This is a genomic window from Rhizobium sp. 05L419, assembly GCF_056397845.1.
Genome location: NZ_JBFTOF010000005.1, coordinates 1 through 15,631, shown reverse-complemented (window position 1 = coordinate 15,631; position 15,631 = coordinate 1). Strand labels below are relative to the sequence as shown.

General features: G+C 63.0%; 16 protein-coding genes and 1 pseudogene. 5 read left to right on the top strand and 12 right to left on the bottom strand.

What is annotated here, in order from left to right; translation table 11 throughout:
- Positions 1-191 precede the first annotated feature (191 nt).
- Positions 192-350 carry a hypothetical protein gene (locus AC1DMK_RS07925; protein ID WP_196246844.1) on the top strand — a complete coding sequence of 53 codons (159 nt, stop codon included), beginning with the start codon at positions 192-194 and terminating at the stop codon, positions 348-350.
- An 87-nt stretch (positions 351-437) separates the two neighbouring features.
- Here AC1DMK_RS07925 and AC1DMK_RS07920 read toward each other — a convergent pair whose 3' ends face one another.
- The 3 genes from AC1DMK_RS07920 to AC1DMK_RS07910 form a co-directional block, all read right to left on the bottom strand.
- Entirely contained in the window at positions 438-1,061 is a 624-nt protein-coding gene (locus AC1DMK_RS07920; protein ID WP_037068700.1) for an outer membrane protein, read from the bottom strand.
- 220 nt (positions 1,062-1,281) lie between these two features.
- Positions 1,282-2,850: a putative bifunctional diguanylate cyclase/phosphodiesterase gene (locus tag AC1DMK_RS07915; protein ID WP_477858170.1), complete on the bottom strand. Its 1,569-nt coding sequence runs from the start codon at positions 2,848-2,850 to the stop codon at positions 1,282-1,284.
- Positions 2,851-3,236: 386 nt separating this feature from the next.
- Complete coding sequence (locus AC1DMK_RS07910) at positions 3,237-3,797, bottom strand: histidine phosphatase family protein (RefSeq protein ID WP_080725695.1); 561 nt, start codon at positions 3,795-3,797, stop codon at positions 3,237-3,239.
- A 220-nt stretch (positions 3,798-4,017) separates the two neighbouring features.
- Here AC1DMK_RS07910 and AC1DMK_RS07905 point away from each other — a divergent pair, with 220 nt between their 5' ends.
- From AC1DMK_RS07905 to AC1DMK_RS07895, 3 genes are all read left to right on the top strand, one after another.
- Positions 4,018-4,227, top strand: coding sequence for a CbtB domain-containing protein (locus tag AC1DMK_RS07905; protein WP_037068695.1), 210 nt, complete (start codon positions 4,018-4,020; stop codon positions 4,225-4,227).
- A 13-nt stretch (positions 4,228-4,240) separates the two neighbouring features.
- Positions 4,241-4,984, top strand: coding sequence for a CbtA family protein (locus AC1DMK_RS07900; protein WP_477858167.1), 744 nt, complete (start codon positions 4,241-4,243; stop codon positions 4,982-4,984).
- Between the two features lie 84 nt (positions 4,985-5,068).
- On the top strand, positions 5,069-5,671 hold the full coding sequence (locus tag AC1DMK_RS07895; RefSeq protein ID WP_477858165.1) for a hypothetical protein: 603 nt from the start codon (positions 5,069-5,071) through the stop codon (positions 5,669-5,671).
- 34 nt (positions 5,672-5,705) lie between these two features.
- On the opposite strand, the gene AC1DMK_RS07890 is transcribed toward AC1DMK_RS07895, so the two are convergent.
- Positions 5,706-6,371, bottom strand: a complete 666-nt coding sequence (locus AC1DMK_RS07890; protein ID WP_037068691.1) for a sulfite oxidase-like oxidoreductase — start codon at positions 6,369-6,371, stop codon at positions 5,706-5,708.
- Between the two features lie 242 nt (positions 6,372-6,613).
- Between AC1DMK_RS07890 and AC1DMK_RS07885 the strand changes: the two genes are divergently transcribed.
- Positions 6,614-7,789 carry a M20 aminoacylase family protein gene (locus AC1DMK_RS07885; protein ID WP_477858163.1) on the top strand — a complete coding sequence of 392 codons (1,176 nt, stop codon included), beginning with the start codon at positions 6,614-6,616 and terminating at the stop codon, positions 7,787-7,789.
- A gap of 45 nt (positions 7,790-7,834) precedes the next feature.
- Here the strand turns inward: AC1DMK_RS07885 and AC1DMK_RS07880 are convergent, their stop codons facing one another.
- From AC1DMK_RS07880 to AC1DMK_RS07845, 8 genes and pseudogenes are all read right to left on the bottom strand, one after another.
- A complete protein-coding gene (locus AC1DMK_RS07880; protein WP_477858161.1) occupies positions 7,835-9,613 on the bottom strand; it encodes an adenine deaminase in 1,779 nt (592 codons plus the stop codon).
- Entirely contained in the window at positions 9,610-10,530 is a 921-nt protein-coding gene (locus AC1DMK_RS07875) for a nucleoside hydrolase (RefSeq protein WP_477858159.1), read from the bottom strand. The genes AC1DMK_RS07880 and AC1DMK_RS07875 overlap by 4 nt, the downstream gene beginning before the upstream one ends.
- 4 nt (positions 10,531-10,534) lie before the next feature.
- Positions 10,535-11,560, bottom strand: coding sequence for an ABC transporter ATP-binding protein (locus AC1DMK_RS07870; RefSeq protein ID WP_477858157.1), 1,026 nt, complete (start codon positions 11,558-11,560; stop codon positions 10,535-10,537).
- On the bottom strand, positions 11,553-12,332 hold the full coding sequence (locus tag AC1DMK_RS07865; protein WP_477858156.1) for an ABC transporter permease: 780 nt from the start codon (positions 12,330-12,332) through the stop codon (positions 11,553-11,555). Before AC1DMK_RS07865 ends, AC1DMK_RS07870 begins: the two co-directional genes overlap by 8 nt.
- Positions 12,329-13,156 (bottom strand): ABC transporter permease, encoded by an 828-nt coding sequence (locus tag AC1DMK_RS07860; RefSeq protein WP_477858154.1) that lies wholly within the window; start codon positions 13,154-13,156, stop codon positions 12,329-12,331. Before AC1DMK_RS07860 ends, AC1DMK_RS07865 begins: the two co-directional genes overlap by 4 nt.
- 62 nt (positions 13,157-13,218) lie before the next feature.
- On the bottom strand, positions 13,219-14,241 hold the full coding sequence (locus tag AC1DMK_RS07855; RefSeq protein WP_037068682.1) for a polyamine ABC transporter substrate-binding protein: 1,023 nt from the start codon (positions 14,239-14,241) through the stop codon (positions 13,219-13,221).
- 1 nt (position 14,242) lies between these two features.
- Entirely contained in the window at positions 14,243-15,286 is a 1,044-nt protein-coding gene (locus AC1DMK_RS07850; RefSeq protein ID WP_037068681.1) for a LacI family DNA-binding transcriptional regulator, read from the bottom strand.
- Positions 15,287-15,444: 158 nt separating this feature from the next.
- Positions 15,445-15,631 (bottom strand): annotated as a pseudogene (locus tag AC1DMK_RS07845) (efflux transporter outer membrane subunit); the annotation flags it as partial.

Below are 15,631 nucleotides of genomic sequence, written 5' to 3'. Positions count from 1 at the left end.
GCGGTTTCAACTCGGTGGCGGATGATGTCGACGGCAACGCAACACATCATTGATCACGGTGATGGCGCTGCGGTTGAACTATTCCAGGCGCTCCATTGTTTCCCGGTAGCAGCGGGCATTTCCCGGTAGCAGCGGCATTTCACTGTAGCAGCGGCGTGGCTCTCGCGCCAACCTCCGAAGGAGACGTTCAGATGAACCAATTTCGAAGATTGGTGATGGCTGGGGCGCTGGTCGGTCTTGCGCTCGTCGCGTCGGCCTGCACGTCGACAAGCAATCAACAGGATCGAAACCTGCCATTGAACTCGGCATGCCCGCTTGGGTTCAACAACGACCGCCCGTGCAGCTATTAGCACGCGCGATCTGCCAATAAGAGAAAAGCCCGGAAGCGTCCGGGCTTTTCGTGCTCCCACTGATACGGGTCGGCTTGTGGGCTGCGGTCAGAATTTGACGCCGATGCCGACGCCTACCACGTTCTGGTTGAAGTCGGTGTCGACGCCCATGAGGTCCTTGCTGCCATAGTCGTTATAGCGGTACTCGACCCGCCCGAAGACGTTGTCGGTAAAGGCGTAATCGAGGCCGGCGCCGACCGTCCAGCCCGAAAACGTCGCACTGTCGCTGCCGACCGGCGTGTCCACGTGTCCTTTTGCGCCGGTCCAGCCGGCGGCGCCGTAGAAGAGGGCGCGGTCGAACGCATAGCCGACGCGGGCGCGAACAGAACCTGTCGTGTCGAACTTGTAGTCATTTAGACCGACGGTTTGCTCATTCCAGTTGTAGGACGCGTCGCCTTCAACACCCAGGACGATGCTGTTGTCGAGCTGCCAGTTGTAGCCCACGAACCCGCCGAGGAGGCCGCCGTTGAGGTTCTCCGAGCCTACGCCGGAGAAGTCACCGTTGCCCCAGGCACCGCCGCCCTGCAGGCCAAGATAGGGGCCGCTCCACGTGAAGACCGGTGCTGCCTGTTCAACCGGTGCCGGAGGCGTCTCGGCGACGATGTCGGCAGCCGACACGGTGCCTGCCAGCATGGCAAATGCTGCTGAGGCAGTAAAGATACGGACATTCATGATGTAGATCCCTCTCGTGACTAGGATACAGTCTGCTCATTGTGGCGATCGGGAGGTGGAAACGCCGACCATTGGGTGGCAGCGCTGGCGTCAAGCCAAAGCGCTTCCGGGGACGGTTCCGTCCTCAGGACCCGACGCAACAACGTCGTCGCTCTGGAAAAGGTTCCATCACAAATAGCTGATGTCGCATACGCGCGGAGGATGAGTTCGTCCGGCGTCGTCAGCCTGTGGCCAAAGCCTGGTCGCGGTTCGCAAGGAAGGAGAGGGTCTCGTTCGCCGGCATGGGCCGGCCGAACAGGTAGCCCTGGCCGACATCGCAGCCCAGCTGAATCAAATGGCTGAGCTGCCGCTGTTCCTCGATGCCTTCTGCCGTCGTCTGGATGTTGAGGCTGCGGCCGAGGCCCAGCATGGCGCGCACGATTTTTTCCTGTCGCTCGTCATCGCGGTAGGTTGCGATGAAACTCTTGTCGATCTTGATCTTATCAAATCGATAGCGGGCAAGCTGGGCGAGACTGGAATAGCCGGTGCCAAAATCGTCAAGCGCGATCTGCACGCCTGCGCGGTGAAGCTCCTCAAGGATTGCAGCAGCACTCGCCGGATCTTGGATCAGCGCATTCTCGGTGATTTCTATTTCGAGGCGGTGGGCGGGCAGGCCGCTTGCCGTGAGTGCCTTGAAGATGCGCGCCGTCAGCAGCCGATCCTCCATCTGGACCGGAGAGACATTGAAAGACAGTGTGAGATGATCGTCCCAGGCCAGCGCGTCCCGGCAGGCTTGTGCCAGCAGATCCTCGAAAAGAACGGTGATCAAGCCGGTCTCTTCCGCAATTCCGATGAAGACCAGCGGCGAGATGCTTGCACCGTCGTCATCCGTCCAGCGGGCAAGAGCCTCGAAGCCGCAGACGTTGCTGGTCTTCAGGTCGATCAAGGGCTGGTAGAAGGGTTGGATCGATTTCTTCTGTATCGCAATGCGCAGCTTTGCTTCGAGCGACGCACGCAGCGCCACCTTGTCTCGCATAGAGGCCTGGAATGCCAGGTAGTGGTTCGGTCCGCGGGACTTGGCCTCATACATGGCAAGATCGGATCGGTGAGCGGCATGCTCGAGCGGCTCGCTGTCCTGCGCCCAGCGGTCATAGCCGACACTCGCGCCCACCTCGACGGCCGAGCCGTCTATATAGACCGGGCGCGTAACCGCCTGGATCAGCAGCCGTGCGAAACGATCCTCGTGCTGGTCCGAAAGCCCCGTTGCGACAATGATGAACTCGTCGCCGCCGAAGCGGTAGACGCAGTCGGCGCGGCCGATCGCGCAGATCCGCTTGGAGACTTCAATCAACAGTGCGTCGCCGCCGTTGTGGCCGATGAGGTCGTTGACCTTCTTGAAGCCGTCGAGATCAACGCAGAAAATCGTGACGTTGCGTTCCCAGTCTTCACTGATCGCGTCGGGATCTGCGGGCGCCTTGAGCAGAACCTTGCGCTCGAAAGCATAGCGGTTTGGCAGCTTCGTCAGATGGTCGTGCGTGGCGGTCCAGTCGGCCCTGGCTTCTGCCTTGGCGCGCAACTCCATTTCCCTGCGGAGTTCGGCGATACGCAGCACCGAATAGACAAAGCTCATCGTTCCGCCGACGGCGAGGGCGAGCACGAGCTTGTCGGCGCCGTAGCGATCAAATGCGCTGACGAATGCGGCCAGCCAGTCTCCGAACTCCAGCATAGCGCCTATGCCCCATAGCGCCACTCCAAGCGCCACAAGCAAGAGGCATTGCCGCCCGGCCCTGCTCCGGAAGAATACCGGCATGCTTCACTCCATCTCCACCCGGGGCTGGATATAGCAGCGAAATCTGAAATGTTCGTTGAAACCAGAGGGCGATTTCTAGTTATCGCGACCCACTTATAAGCGCACCCTCATATACATCAGCAATGACGGGCAAGCGCGGAACGCTCGCCCGTTGCTTAGCGTCGCATCAGCAGGGAGGCGCTGACGACGAGGAAGAGAAGAATGACGGCGCTGCTCAATCGCATGAGGCGTACGCGCCTTGCTCGTGCGCCACTCCAGTCATAAGGCATGGTTGAACCTCCTTGGCGAAGGAATGCAGCCCGGACGAGCCGGGCAGATTAGCTATCGCGCAATTACCTTGCGCAAGGCTGGTCTGATGTATCGAGCGGGAAAGCGAGCGCGGGTTGCTAGGGCTGGTCGAAGCGCAGCGACCAGCGAGAGCCGTTGCTTGTCATGCGGACGGTCGCCAGCGGTTCGATATCGACATGCCAGAACGACGAAATCGGGGCCTGCAGCGCCGTAACGATCGCTGCTCTGATAACAGCAGCATGGCTTACGGCGATCGTGTGCCCGCCGAGGCGGTGCTGGTCCTTCATCCAGAGCGCCACGCGCTTGTGCAGCGCCGCGAGGGTCTCTCCGCCATGCGGGGCTTCCTGCGGCCGCGTCATCCAGGCGACCAGCCCGTCCGGCTCGGACTGCTGCAGCGTGGCGATCGACAGGCCGGCCCAGCGACCATAGTCGCACTCGGCAAGAAGCGGGGCCGGTTCAAAGGAGAGGTTGAGTGCCTGAGCGGTCTCCCGGGCGCGCAGGGCAGGACTGGAGAAAATCCTGTCGGCGCGCGGCATTTGCATTGCGAGCGCCATCGCTTCGGAACGGGCATTCTCTTCCAGCGGCTCGTCGCACGCAAAGCGCGCTTGGCGATTGGCGGCAGTTGCGCCGTGGCAGATCCAGGTGAGGCGTGTCATCACGGTGGTCGTCTCCGGATCTGCGGGGGGATAAGCCTGTGGTTTATGAAGTCTCGTTGACAGGTCCAAGACCGCAGCTATAACGGTGATGTTGTAGGTTTGGAAGCCGGTGAAATTCCGGTGCGGTCGCGCCACTGTGACCAGAATGAGGATACCTCAAACTGGAAGTCAGACCCTACCACGCAACCATTCTCGACTGAACGCGTCATTCCAGGAGGAATACATGTCTGACACCACTTTCGCGCCCGTCGGCGCGCCGGCCCCGATCCCGGTTGGCGAGATTTTGCCGTGGGCGATCTTCGGCGGCCTGCTGATGCTGATCGCCATCTATTTTGTCGGTACCGAAGAAGGCGCGATGGCGCTCTTTAACGGCATGTATGTGCACGAATTCGTGCATGACGGCCGACACCTCCTCGGCTTCCCCTGCCACTAAGGGAGTTCACGACATGGTTGGAAAACTTTTGCTTCGCGGCATGCTTGCGGGCCTGATTGCCGGCGTCCTGGTGTTTGCCTTCGCACATACTTTTGGTGAGCCGCTTGTGGATCAGGCGATTGGCTTCGAAGAGGCCGCTGCCCAGGCAGCCGGCGAGGCAGCTGAACCCGAGCTGGTCAGCCGTGCAACCCAGGCCGGCATCGGCCTCTTTACCGGCGTCATGGCCTACAGCATAGCGATCGGCGGGCTTTTCGCGCTGGTCTTCGCGTTCGTCCAGGGGCGGTTCAGCAGCCTGAGCGCGCGGGCAACCTCGGCCGTCATCTCGATCGCTGCTTTCGTGGCCGTCGTGCTGGTGCCCAATATCAAGTACCCTGCCAATCCGCCCGCAGTCGGCAACCCGGATACGATCGGCGTGAGGACCGAGCTCTTCTTCCTGATGATCGTCGTTTCCATCGCAGCGCTGGTTGCGGCAATCGTTCTCGCGCGTCGCCTTGCGCCGCGCCTGGGCGCCTGGAACGGCGCCATTGCGGCCGGGCTTGCCTATGTCGTGTTCATCGGGCTCGTGCAGTATCTGCTGCCGCCGATCAACGAAGTGCCGGAGAATTATTCGGCAATGGTGCTGTGGCGCTTCCGCACGACCTCGATCGGCATGCACGTGATCCTCTGGGCAGTGCTCGGGCTGGTCTTCGGCGCTCTTGCGGAACGCAGGCTGGGCGCCGGCGCGAGTGCTCGCACACACGCCCCGGTCTTCCACTGAAATGAAAAGGAGGGCTCCGGATTTCATCCGGAGCCTTGCGCCGCTGTGTTCATGCGAAACGCGATTCTGGCTCTGGCCACCTGCATGTCCCTGCTGCCGTTTGCGGCGGCTGAAGCCTCTGCACACCAGCGCACGGCCGGCGGGCCGCATACCGGGATCGCCATTGCGGAAATCTCGCATGGCGAAATGATCATGATGGCGCAGTACCGCGACCGGATCATCGACCTTGCCTCCGCCGCGACCGACACGAACGAGCCGTTTCGGCGCGTTCTGAACTACGCGCAAATTCAATATGCCTATTGCTTCTGGGGGAAGATGCCGGGCGGCGTGACGGACGAGACGAGCCCCTTTAACGAGTGCTCGCACGCCTATCTCGCGGCGACCAAGGCTGTGTTGCTTCAGATGCGCGGGATGCCGCGCGAGGCGGCTGTGGCCGGCGAGATCATCTCGTCGATCGACGCCGGCATGGTGCTGCGGGGACTGGCGCTGATCACCTGCGAGTTCAGCGGCGAGGCGTTCAACACGGCCGACGTCGTTCGCCCGCGTTGGAGCGATGTCCCGACACACGCCGCGAGCATGGCATCATTGACGGCGATGGGGGCGCTCTTGGGTTTCGGGCTCATCGGCCTTCGATGGGCGATCCGAAGGGCAGCGCCGCTATCGAGATCTCAAAACCGGACGGATTGATGTTTCTGCGGCTTGCCGCATCCGCCAAGGCGGCTCATCCATCGTGCGAATAGCGCTGTTCGCGCCAGGGGTCGCCATACATGTGATAGCCGTTCTTCTCCCAGAAGCCGGCGGCATCGGCAGGGATGAGATCGATGCGGCGTAGCCATTTCGCGCTCTTCCAGAAATAGAGATGCGGCACCACAAGGCGCATCGGTCCGCCGTGGTCCCGTGTCAGCGGCTGGCCCTCCCAGGCGGTGGCAAGGATCGCATCCTCGGCGGCGAAATCGGCGAGCGGAAGATTGGTCGTGTAACCGTCGTAGCTGGTCAGCATGACATGCGTCGCTTCGGGCTTCGGCATCGCGTGATCGAGAAGGTCGCGGGTGGATACGCCCTTCCAATTATTTTCGTAGCGCGACCATGTCGTGACGCAGTGAATGTCGGAGATTTTGGTGCTCTGCTCGAGCGCCTGAAAGGCAGCCCAGGTGAGGTCGAGCGGGGTTTCGACCAGCCCGCGAACCTCCAGCCGCCAGGTATCGGTGGAAACGATCGGCTGCTGGCCGAGATCGAGGACCGGCCAGTTCCTGACAAGATGCTGCCCCGGCGGCAGGCGGTCTGCTTGCGGGCGGCTGATGCGTCCGGTCAGGAACTTGCCCTCGGTGGCCCAACGGCGCTTCGACGTCGTCAGCTTGCTGTCGGCAGGGATCTGGTCATCGCTCATGGGAAGCTCTCTCGCGTTGGTGCTATTACGCCATTCGGACCAGACTGGTGTCAAGAACGGCGCGGGCCGATGCTGAGAGGAACGATCAAGCGGTTGCGTTGGGCTCCAGAGGACAGAGATTGCGGGCAAGGGCACGCCGTTCCATGGCCAAGGTTGAATTCCAGGCGCTTTTGCTGAATAAACGAGAGCATAGTGCGGGCGTCGTTCTGGCGCCCGCTTGCATTTACAGGACGTCCAGGCTCATGCGCATTCCCGCAGGGATCGAGAACGATCTGCCCTTTTTGACCTCGCTTCGGCGCGATTTGCATGCGCACCCCGAACTCGGTTTCGAGGAGGAGCGCACGAGCGGTATTGTCGCCAGGCTTCTGGAAGAAGCGGGACTGAGGGTGCATCGCGGGCTCGGCGGCACCGGCATCGTCGGCACGCTGCAGGTCGGCAACGGCATGCGCACGATCGGCCTTCGCGCCGACATGGATGCGCTTGCCATGCCTGAAATGGCCGACCGGCCGTATAAATCCAAGGTATCAGGCAAGATGCATGCCTGCGGCCATGACGGCCATACGGCGATGCTTCTCGGCGCTGCGCGACACCTGGCCGCGACCCGCGGTTTCTCCGGCACCGTGCACTTCATCTTCCAACCTGCCGAAGAGGGCAGGGGCGGGGCGAAGCGGATGGTCGAGGACGGGCTGTTTGGCCTCTTTCCCTGCGACGCCGTCTACGGGCTGCATAACATGCCGGGACTTGGCGTGGACGAGATCGCGGTCGTCGAGGGGCCGCAACTTGCCTCTTCCGACAGCTGGCGCCTGACGTTCCGCGGCACGGGCACGCACGGCGCCAAGCCGCATCTGGGCCGCGATCCGATCACGGCGGCGGGGATATTCCTGTCGTCGCTGCAGACGATCGTCGGCCGTATCGTCGATCCGCTGCAGCCGGCTGTTGTCAGCGCCTGCTCGGTGCAGGCGGGCGATCCGAAGGCGCTGAACGTCATTCCCGACATCGTCGAGATCGGGGGCACGGCGCGCGCCTACTCACCGGAGGTGCGCGACCAGCTCGAAGAAGAGATCGGCCGGCTTGCGCAGGGCACGGCTGCGATGTTCGCCATTGCGGCCGACTACAGGTTCGAGCGGCGCATTCCGCCTGTCGTCAACGATCGGGATGCGACCGAGCGTGCTCTGGGCGCTGCGGCCGACGTGTTCGGCGAGAAGGCGCGGACAAGCTTTGCGCCTTCGACGGCGGGCGATGATTTCGCCTTCTTCGGCCAGAATAGGCCGGGTTGCTATGTCTGGCTCGGCAACGGGCCGGCGGTCGACGGCGCCTTGCATCACAACACGGCCTACGATTTCAACGACGAGGCCATCGGCCCCGGCGTGGCGTTCTGGACGCGCCTCGTTGAGCGCGAGTTGCGGGCGGAAGGGTGAGGGATTGGCGCGTGCAGCGCTAATGCGCCCACACCATGCCCCAAACTACAGAATTTCCAGAACGGGGCTTTGAAGCACCTTTCCCGTCAGGACATCGGCGATGCCCCGGTCGGTCTGGTGCGGGCCGACGTTGCAGGCGAGCGTTGCGCCGAAACAGGCCTTGAACACGAGGTATGGCGGCTTCCAGTCGACAATCGTTTCCATCGCCTTGCGGATCTTGCGAAAACCCGCTGCCGTGTCCTGCAGCGGCGCCTCCGTGACGAGCCCGGAGAGCGGCAGCGGCAGGATCGCCTTGATCTCTCCATCCTTGGCGACCGCCATCCCGCCTCCGGCCAATATGACGGCGTTTGCCGCAACGGCCATGTCGCGCGCGTTGCCGCCGAAGACGGTGAGGTTGTGGCTGTCATGCGAAACGGTGGTGCAGAAGGCGCCGCGCCAGCTACCCCAGCCTGTCAGGAAGCCCACACGCGGTCGTCCGTCGGTCATTCCGTGGCGATGGGCAACGGCAATCATGGCGCTGCCCGCAGGCGGCACGACGAAACCGTCCTCAACGACTGTTTCTGCCTCGCCCCATCGGGTAAAGCGCGGACAGTCGATGGTCGCCACCCGCACGCGGTCACCTTCAGCCCGCACGCGGAAGTCGTTTTCCACAAGAGCGGGGAGCTTGACGGACCTGCGAAGCGGTGCGCCATCGAAAGAGGGGATGTCGATATCCACCCTGCCGTTTTCCGATACCGCGCGACCATTGGCAAAAACCGCACGCGTCTCGAAATCAGCGAGATCCTTGAAGAGCACGATATCGGCGCGGCGGCCGGCTGCGACAAGACCGAGGTCGGCGCGCTTCAATCGCTGGGCCGCGTTGAAGGTCGCAGCGCGCACGGCCCATTCCGGTTTCATGCCATAGCGCACTAGGCGGCGCATGACGTCGTCGAGACCGCCGCCGTCTTGCAGCTCATCGGGGAAGACGTCGTCGGTGCAGAGCGTGACCGTCGATGGCAAGTGGCCGATGCCATTCAGAGCCGCAACGAATTCCTGAAGCAGGTGATCGTGCGAGCCGCGAAGCTCGATCGTCAGCCCGGCGGCGAGCTTCTGGAGCAGATCCGCGCTCGATGTCAGCTCGTGGTCGGAGGAAATTCCCGCCGCCATGAAGGCGTTGAGATCGGAGCCATCGAGGCCGCGCGCGTGCCCGCAGACGAGCTTGCCGGAGACCAGGCCGGCATTGACGATCGCGGTCATGCGCGGATCGCCGTCGATGACGCCGCGCATGTTCATCACTTCCGCCACCCCGCCGATTTCGGGCCAGTGGAGCATTTGGGCGATCACCGAGGCATCGAAATCGGCGCCGGCCACCTCGAGCCCGGGTGCCGATGGCACACAGGAAGGGGCGAGCAGGATCACCCGGAGAGGCAGGCCCCGCGATGCCTCGATTGCCCAGCGCACGCCGTCGAGACCATGCACGTTGCCAAACTCATGCGGATCCCAGACGATCGTCGTGACGCCGCGCGGCAGCACGGCCAAGGCATATTCCGCAGGCGTTACCATCGAGCTTTCGATGTGCATATGCGTGTCGATCAGGCCCGGTGTGATGATCGTGCCGGCGGCTTCGACAATTTCAGCCGCGTCCGTGCGGCTGGCGGGCGGATGAACGCTGGCGATCAAGGGGCCGACAAGCCCGATGTCGGCCGCGCGGACAAGACCGGTGACCACGTCAAGCAGACGACCGCCGGCGATCAGGACGTCGAACGGCGCGTCGCCGCGTGCGGCGGCGACGGCGCGGGCGCGAAGCACGGGATCGTCGAGGTCCATCGGATGGGTTCCGCTCATTTGCCGGCCTCGCTGATCAATGCGTGAAGGATGATGCCGCGGGCTGCGGGGACATCGATATCGACGGCGTATTCCGCGTTGAAGGCGGCGTGGCTGGCTCGCGTCTCGACGACGGTGCGGCCGCGCGTCAAGCGGCCGTGCAGCTCGACGTCGATCCGCGCAGGCCGGAAGCCAAGGAGATCAGGTGTCACGAAGGCGACAGCGGCGGAGGGGTCGTAGATCGCCATGCCGGCACGGCCGCGGCTCGTGGCGATCGCGATATAGCCCGCGAAGATGTCGGCCAGCAGTTCGGCATTGGCACCGCCGGCCTTGCGCAGCGGATCGATATCGTCAGGCGTTGCAATCACCTTGCGGCAAAGGTCGAGATCGATCATGCGCAGCGGCAGGCCGTGGGCGATGACGATCGCCAGGGCTTCCGGATCGGCAAGTGCGTTGAACTCTGCGGAGGCGGTATGATTGCCTGCCGTCACGCCGCCGCCCATCCAGGTGAGTTCGGTGATGCGCCCTGCGAGGTCGGGCCGCGCGAGCGCAAGGGCTGCAATGTTGGTCAAGGGGCCGAGCGCCAGAATGCGGTGAGGGCCGTCTTCCTCCAGCCAGCGGCAGAGGGCTGAAAAGGCGTCGCTTTCGGGGAGAGGAGGCGCTTCGGGCAGGCTCTTTCCTGCCGTCGGAATGCCGGTTTCGCCAAGAATCGCTTGCGCCGTCTCCAGCTCTCCCAACACGGGCGCGGCCCGGCCGATGTGCAGCGGAAAGGTCCATCCGAATGCCTTGGCCGCCCCAGCGGCGTTGGCCCGCACCTGCGGCAGCGGCGTATTGCCGAAAACCAGCGAGACGCCTGATATGTCGAGCTTCGCATGCATCACCACCAGAATGGCGGCGATGTCGTCGAAGCCCATGTCGGTGTCGATCCAGACGCCCATGATGTTACCTGTAGCGAGAGAGGGTTGCTGCGGCAGGGAGCGGCAGATCGAAGCTGAGTTCCGAGCCGATCGCCTGCGTCGGCCGTTCCGCCTCGACTTCTGCCTTGATCGGGCCGAGCGGTGTGTCGAGCAGATATTCACGGGTATTGCCGGCAAACGAGGTGCCGCGCACGGTGCCCTGGAAAGGACCTGAACCAAGGATCACCATGCGCGGACGCCAGGCCAGGCCCTTTGCGGCCTGCGGCGCCGGAGCGGAAAGGTCGACGAGGCCGTTCGGCGTCGCGAGCTTTCCGTTCTCCAGCGCAAAGACATTCTCGAAGCCGACGAAATCGGCGACGAAGGCTGAGACCGGCTTGTTGTAGATTTCTTCCGGTGTGCCGATCTGTTCGATGCCGCCGTTCAGCATCACGACGATCCGGTCGGCGAGCGCCAGCGCTTCGATCTGGTCGTGGGTGACGAAGATCATGGTGACGCCGGTTTCCTTCTGGACGCGCTGCAGCTCGGCGCGCATTTCAAGACGGAGCCGGGCATCGAGATTGGAGAGCGGCTCATCAAGCAGCAACACTTTCGGTTCCATCACCATGGAGCGGGCGAGCGCCACGCGCTGTTGCTGGCCGCCGGACAGTTCGGCCGGCTTGCGGGCGGCAAAACCGGCAAGGCCGACCGATTTGATGCCGGCGTTCACTTTGGCATCGAGGTCCTGGCCGGCGATACCCTTGAGGCGCAGGCCGAATGCGACGTTTTCGTAGACCGTGAGGTGGGGAAAGAGGGCGTAGGACTGAAAGACGAGGCCGACATTGCGCCTGTTGGCCGACACGCGGGTGATATCGGTGGCGTCGAGCGTGATGCGGCCGGAGGTGGGGGGCATCAGGCCGGCAATCGAGCGCATGGTCGTCGTCTTGCCGCATCCGGAGGGGCCGAGCAGGGCGACCAGCTCGCCCTTGGCGATCGACAGATCGAGATCCCTCACCGCGACAGTATCGCCATAGGCGAGCGTCAGCTTGTCGAGTTGAAGATAACGGTCAGACATAGCGAGAGAATCCCAGGAAGCGTTCGGCCATGAAGACGATGCCGATGGACAGGAAGGCGAGCAGCGCCGAGAGCGCTGCGATCGACGGGTCGTAGGTGGTTTCCATATAGCCCAGCATGTCGATCGGCAGCGTGCGGACGCCTGGGCCGGAGAGGAAGAGCGAGACGGGAACCTGATTGAAGCTGGTGACGAAGCCGAGGATGAAGGCGGCGAGAATGCCGCCGCGGATGTTCGGTATCACCACCCGGAAGAAGGCGCCGAGACGCGACGATCCGAGCAGCACGGCGGCTTCCTCGATGTCGGAACGCAGGTTGTTGAGGCTCGCGGAGACGACGCGCACGGCATAGGGGAGGACGAGTGCCGTGTGGGCGAAGAACAGCGCAAGCGTAATGTTGAAGCCGAAGGGCACGACGAGATAGCGCAGCAGCGCAAGACCGACGATGATACCCGGCACGATGATCGGCAGCGAAACGATCGTGCGCAGCGATTCACCGAAGGGGAGCTTGTAGCGCGAGAGCGCGTAGGCGGCGGGAATGCCGAGGATGAGAGCTGCCAGCGTGCCACCGATGGCCAGGAACATCGACATGGCGAAGCTGTCGCGGAAACTGTCGATGGTGAAGACCTTGAAGACCCAGCGCAACGACAGCCCCTGCGGCGGGAAGGCCAGCGTTTCGCCCGCCGAGAGCGAAGCGGCAATGATGATCAGGAATGGGCCGATCAGGAAGACCAGCAGCAGGCCGAGAACGAGTGGTGAGAGAATACGGGCGGTCATCGCTTGTTCCTCGCGGTCGCGAGGCGCTTGAGCAGGATGTTGGCGGCAAAGCTCATGACGATCAGGATGAACGCAATGACGCTGGCCGCGACGAAATCATTGGCGACGGAGACCTGCTGGTAAAGCAAGGTTTCCAGCATGAGGACCTTGGATCCGCCGAGCACAGCCGGGGTGATATAGGCCGTCAGCGAGCCGGTGAAGACGAGAGTGCCGCCGACGACAAGGCCCTCGCGGGTCAGCGGCAGGATGACCTTCCAGAACACCTGGAACCAGCTGGCGCCGAGCACGCGCGCAGCGGGAATCGCGTCCCTCGGCATGTTTTCGAGCGCGCTGATCAGCGACAGGATCATCAGCGGCAGGAAGAGCTGCAGCAGGCCGATGAAGACGGCGGTCTCGGTGAAGAGCAGGCGCAGGGGGGTGTCGCTGAGGCCCAGCCCGACGATTGCCTGGTTGACGATGCCGGTGCGGCCGAGGATGACGATCCAGGCATAGGTGCGGGCAACAGGCGAGATCATCAACGGCAGGGTGATGAGGCCGATCATCCGGCCCTTTCCCTTGGGCGGCAGGTTGACGATCGCAAAGGCGGCGGCATAGCCGATGACCGCGGAGACCGCGGTCACCTCAATGCCGAGCTTGAAGGTCCGCAGGAAGACCGTGCGGTTCAGCTGCTCTGAGAAGAAGCCGGTATAAGCGCTGAGCGTCCAGCCGCCGTCGATGTGGAAACCTTCCGACAGAAGGATGACGACGGGCAGCAGAAAAACTATCGCGGCGAACAAGGCCGCGGGCAGGGCGAGCGCCAGGGCTTCTGCGCGGTTCTGAAACATGAGGCGCCTTTCGCAGCGGTCGCAAGGAGCGGCCCCGGCGGAAGCCGGAGCCGGTTATGGGCTTATTGCCCGACCTTTTCGTTCCATTCCTTCAACCAGCCGGCGCGGTTGTCGAGCGCCGCTGCAGAGGGAATGAGTTTCAGGCTCTTGGCGGTGTCTTCGCCGTACGTCAGATTGTTGGCCGCTGCTTCGGAAAGCTTGACGTCCTTGTTGGCTGGGCTGTCGACCAGCTTTTCGGCAAGCTTGGTCTGGATGTCGGTCGAAAGCCAGAAATCCATGAACTGCAGCGCAAGGTCCTGGTTCTTCGATCCCTTGGTCATGATCATGACGTTCATGCCGCCCGTCTGGCCTTCCTTCGGTGTTGCCCACGCGACGGGAATGTCAAGCTTGGTAAAACCCGCCCAGGAGAAGCGGCCGATCGGAGCCGCCCAGATTTCCTCCTGCTGCATCAGTTGCACCAACTGGGAGGATTTCTCGTAGAAGGTGACGATGTCGTCCTTCTTTTCACCGAGCGCCTCGATCGCAGCCTTCAGGTCAGGCGTATCCTTTCCGAGTGCCAGGCCGAGCATATAGAGCGCCGGCGGTCCCTGGTTGGTAGTGACGTTCGGGAAGGCCACGTGGCCGACGTATTCGGGCTTCAGGAGATCGGCCCAGGATTCGATCTTCATCTTGTCGGAGCGATAGGCGATCGAGGTGGCATAGAAAGTGTAGCCGACGCTCATGCCATCGCCATTGGGATCCTTGGCGAGGTCGTAGAGCTTGCCGAAGTTGCTGAGCTTGGTGGTGTCGAGCTTGTCGATCAGGCCCTTGCGCGATGCCTGCAGTGCGTCCGCCATGGAAACGACCGCCATGTCGACCACCGGATTGGCCTTGTTGGCTTCCATCTTGGCCAGGCGCTCGACGCTGTTGCCGGTCTCGACGACCAGCTTGCAGCCGCATTTCGCTTCGAAGGGATCGTAGACGATCGTCTTGAAGTCGTCCTGCGCGAAGGCGTAGACAGAAATCGTCAGCGTCCTATCCTCAGCCCTTGCGGCGAGGGGCGACAGTGCGAGAAGCGCTGCCGAAGCGATGAGAGCCTTTTGCATGTCAGGAATTCTCCGTTAGAGAGTGGATCTGCTTTGGGTCTACGGGACCCGAGGATTGGCGGACGATCAGCTGCATCGGTACCCGGTCCATTTCCGCGGTCACGAGCGTTCCTTCGCGGCTGCCGCTGGTTTGAATGGTCTTCAGCAGGGAGGAGATCGCGATCTCGGCAATGGTGACCATGTCCATCGCCGCCGTCGTCAGGGCCGGCGTGACGACGGGCGACCAGATCAAATCGTCGAAGCCCGTGACGCTTGCCATGCCGGGGACCACGATGCCGTCGCGCTGAAGTTCCGTCAGGGCTCGCAGTGCCTGCAGGTCGGAAAGGGCTGCGAAGGCGGTGAAGCCCTCGCGGACCTTCTCGGCAAGCCCAAGGCTGCAGCCGCAGCCGCGATCTCGCTCAAGGCGCTCGATCCAGAGCGTTGCAGATTGCATGCCGCCGACCAGTCCGGAGCGGATTCCGCCGGCACGATCGTTCTGGACATTCGATTCGGGGTTATTGCCGATGATCAGGATGCGCTTGTGGCCGAGCTCTGCCAGGTGCGCGGCGATATCCCGGCCGCCCTGCCAATGGTCGGCGGCAACCGTGTTGCCGGGCGTCGATGCGGTATCGATGACCGCTACCGGGCAACTCGCCGAGGAGATGCGCGTGGCCCGCCGCGGCACGATCACCATGCCTTCGACGCCGCGTTCGATGAGCCTGTTGATAGCCTCGGTCTGGGCGGCAACATCGCCGCGCGAATCGGCAATAAGCACGCCGTACCCGGCTGCTGTGGCTGCAAATTCGATCGCCTGCGCGAGTTTGGGGAAGAGAGGATTGGCAATGTCGGGCAAGACCAGGCCAAGCACGCCGCTCCGGCCGGTCCGGAGCGCCCGTCCGGCCTGGCTTGGGATATAGCCCAGTTCGGTGGCATGCTCGCGGATCTTTTCGGCAAGGCTTTCCGAAACACGCCCTTTGCCGGAGAGCGCGTTCGAAACTGTCGCGACCGATACGCCGAGCGACGTCGCTATCCTGCTCAGGTTCGGTCCCGGTCGCGCTGGAGGCATGATTTCCGACGTGCGTAGATTAATCGTTTAATCAGGCCTACATCACCGTATCGGCCTTGTCGAATCCAATTTTACGTCGAGATCGAATTATCCGTTTCCGCCTTGCACGCAGAAACAAAAAAGCCCGGCGCGTTGGCCGGGCTTTGTCTCTGGCGTGTTCAGCTTGCCTTTGGCGGTGCGACGGTGGGCCGTCCGYCCGGATTGTATCCGCCGCCGATGGCGACGTTGAGGGAGACGAAGTCCTTGGCCATCTGCTGGACGGAGGCGGCCAGGCTTGCCTGGGCGAGCGAGACCTGACGCTGGGCATCGAGCACGTCGAGCAGCGAGGAGGCGCCGTCCTTGTAG

Excerpts from the sequence above, each read along its gene's own strand:
- AC1DMK_RS07920 (WP_037068700.1), bottom strand. The coding sequence starts at position 1,061 with ATGAATGTCCGTATCTTTACTGCCTCAGCAGCATTTGCCATGCTGGCA.
- AC1DMK_RS07915 (WP_477858170.1), bottom strand. The coding sequence starts at position 2,850 with ATGCCGGTATTCTTCCGGAGCAGGGCCGGGCGGCAATGCCTCTTGCTT.
- AC1DMK_RS07890 (WP_037068691.1), bottom strand. The coding sequence starts at position 6,371 with ATGAGCGATGACCAGATCCCTGCCGACAGCAAGCTGACGACGTCGAAG.
- AC1DMK_RS07885 (WP_477858163.1), top strand. The coding sequence starts at position 6,614 with ATGCGCATTCCCGCAGGGATCGAGAACGATCTGCCCTTTTTGACCTCG.
- AC1DMK_RS07865 (WP_477858156.1), bottom strand. The coding sequence starts at position 12,332 with ATGACCGCCCGTATTCTCTCACCACTCGTTCTCGGCCTGCTGCTGGTC.
- AC1DMK_RS07900 (WP_477858167.1), top strand. The coding sequence starts at position 4,241 with ATGGTTGGAAAACTTTTGCTTCGCGGCATGCTTGCGGGCCTGATTGCC.
- AC1DMK_RS07855 (WP_037068682.1), bottom strand. The coding sequence starts at position 14,241 with ATGCAAAAGGCTCTCATCGCTTCGGCAGCGCTTCTCGCACTGTCGCCC.
- AC1DMK_RS07880 (WP_477858161.1), bottom strand. The coding sequence starts at position 9,613 with ATGAGCGGAACCCATCCGATGGACCTCGACGATCCCGTGCTTCGCGCC.
- AC1DMK_RS07905 (WP_037068695.1), top strand. The coding sequence starts at position 4,018 with ATGTCTGACACCACTTTCGCGCCCGTCGGCGCGCCGGCCCCGATCCCG.
- AC1DMK_RS07870 (WP_477858157.1), bottom strand. The coding sequence starts at position 11,560 with ATGTCTGACCGTTATCTTCAACTCGACAAGCTGACGCTCGCCTATGGC.
- AC1DMK_RS07895 (WP_477858165.1), top strand. The coding sequence starts at position 5,069 with ATGTCCCTGCTGCCGTTTGCGGCGGCTGAAGCCTCTGCACACCAGCGC.
- AC1DMK_RS07860 (WP_477858154.1), bottom strand. The coding sequence starts at position 13,156 with ATGTTTCAGAACCGCGCAGAAGCCCTGGCGCTCGCCCTGCCCGCGGCC.
- AC1DMK_RS07850 (WP_037068681.1), bottom strand. The coding sequence starts at position 15,286 with ATGCCTCCAGCGCGACCGGGACCGAACCTGAGCAGGATAGCGACGTCG.
- AC1DMK_RS07925 (WP_196246844.1), top strand. The coding sequence starts at position 192 with ATGAACCAATTTCGAAGATTGGTGATGGCTGGGGCGCTGGTCGGTCTT.
- AC1DMK_RS07875 (WP_477858159.1), bottom strand. The coding sequence starts at position 10,530 with ATGGGCGTCTGGATCGACACCGACATGGGCTTCGACGACATCGCCGCC.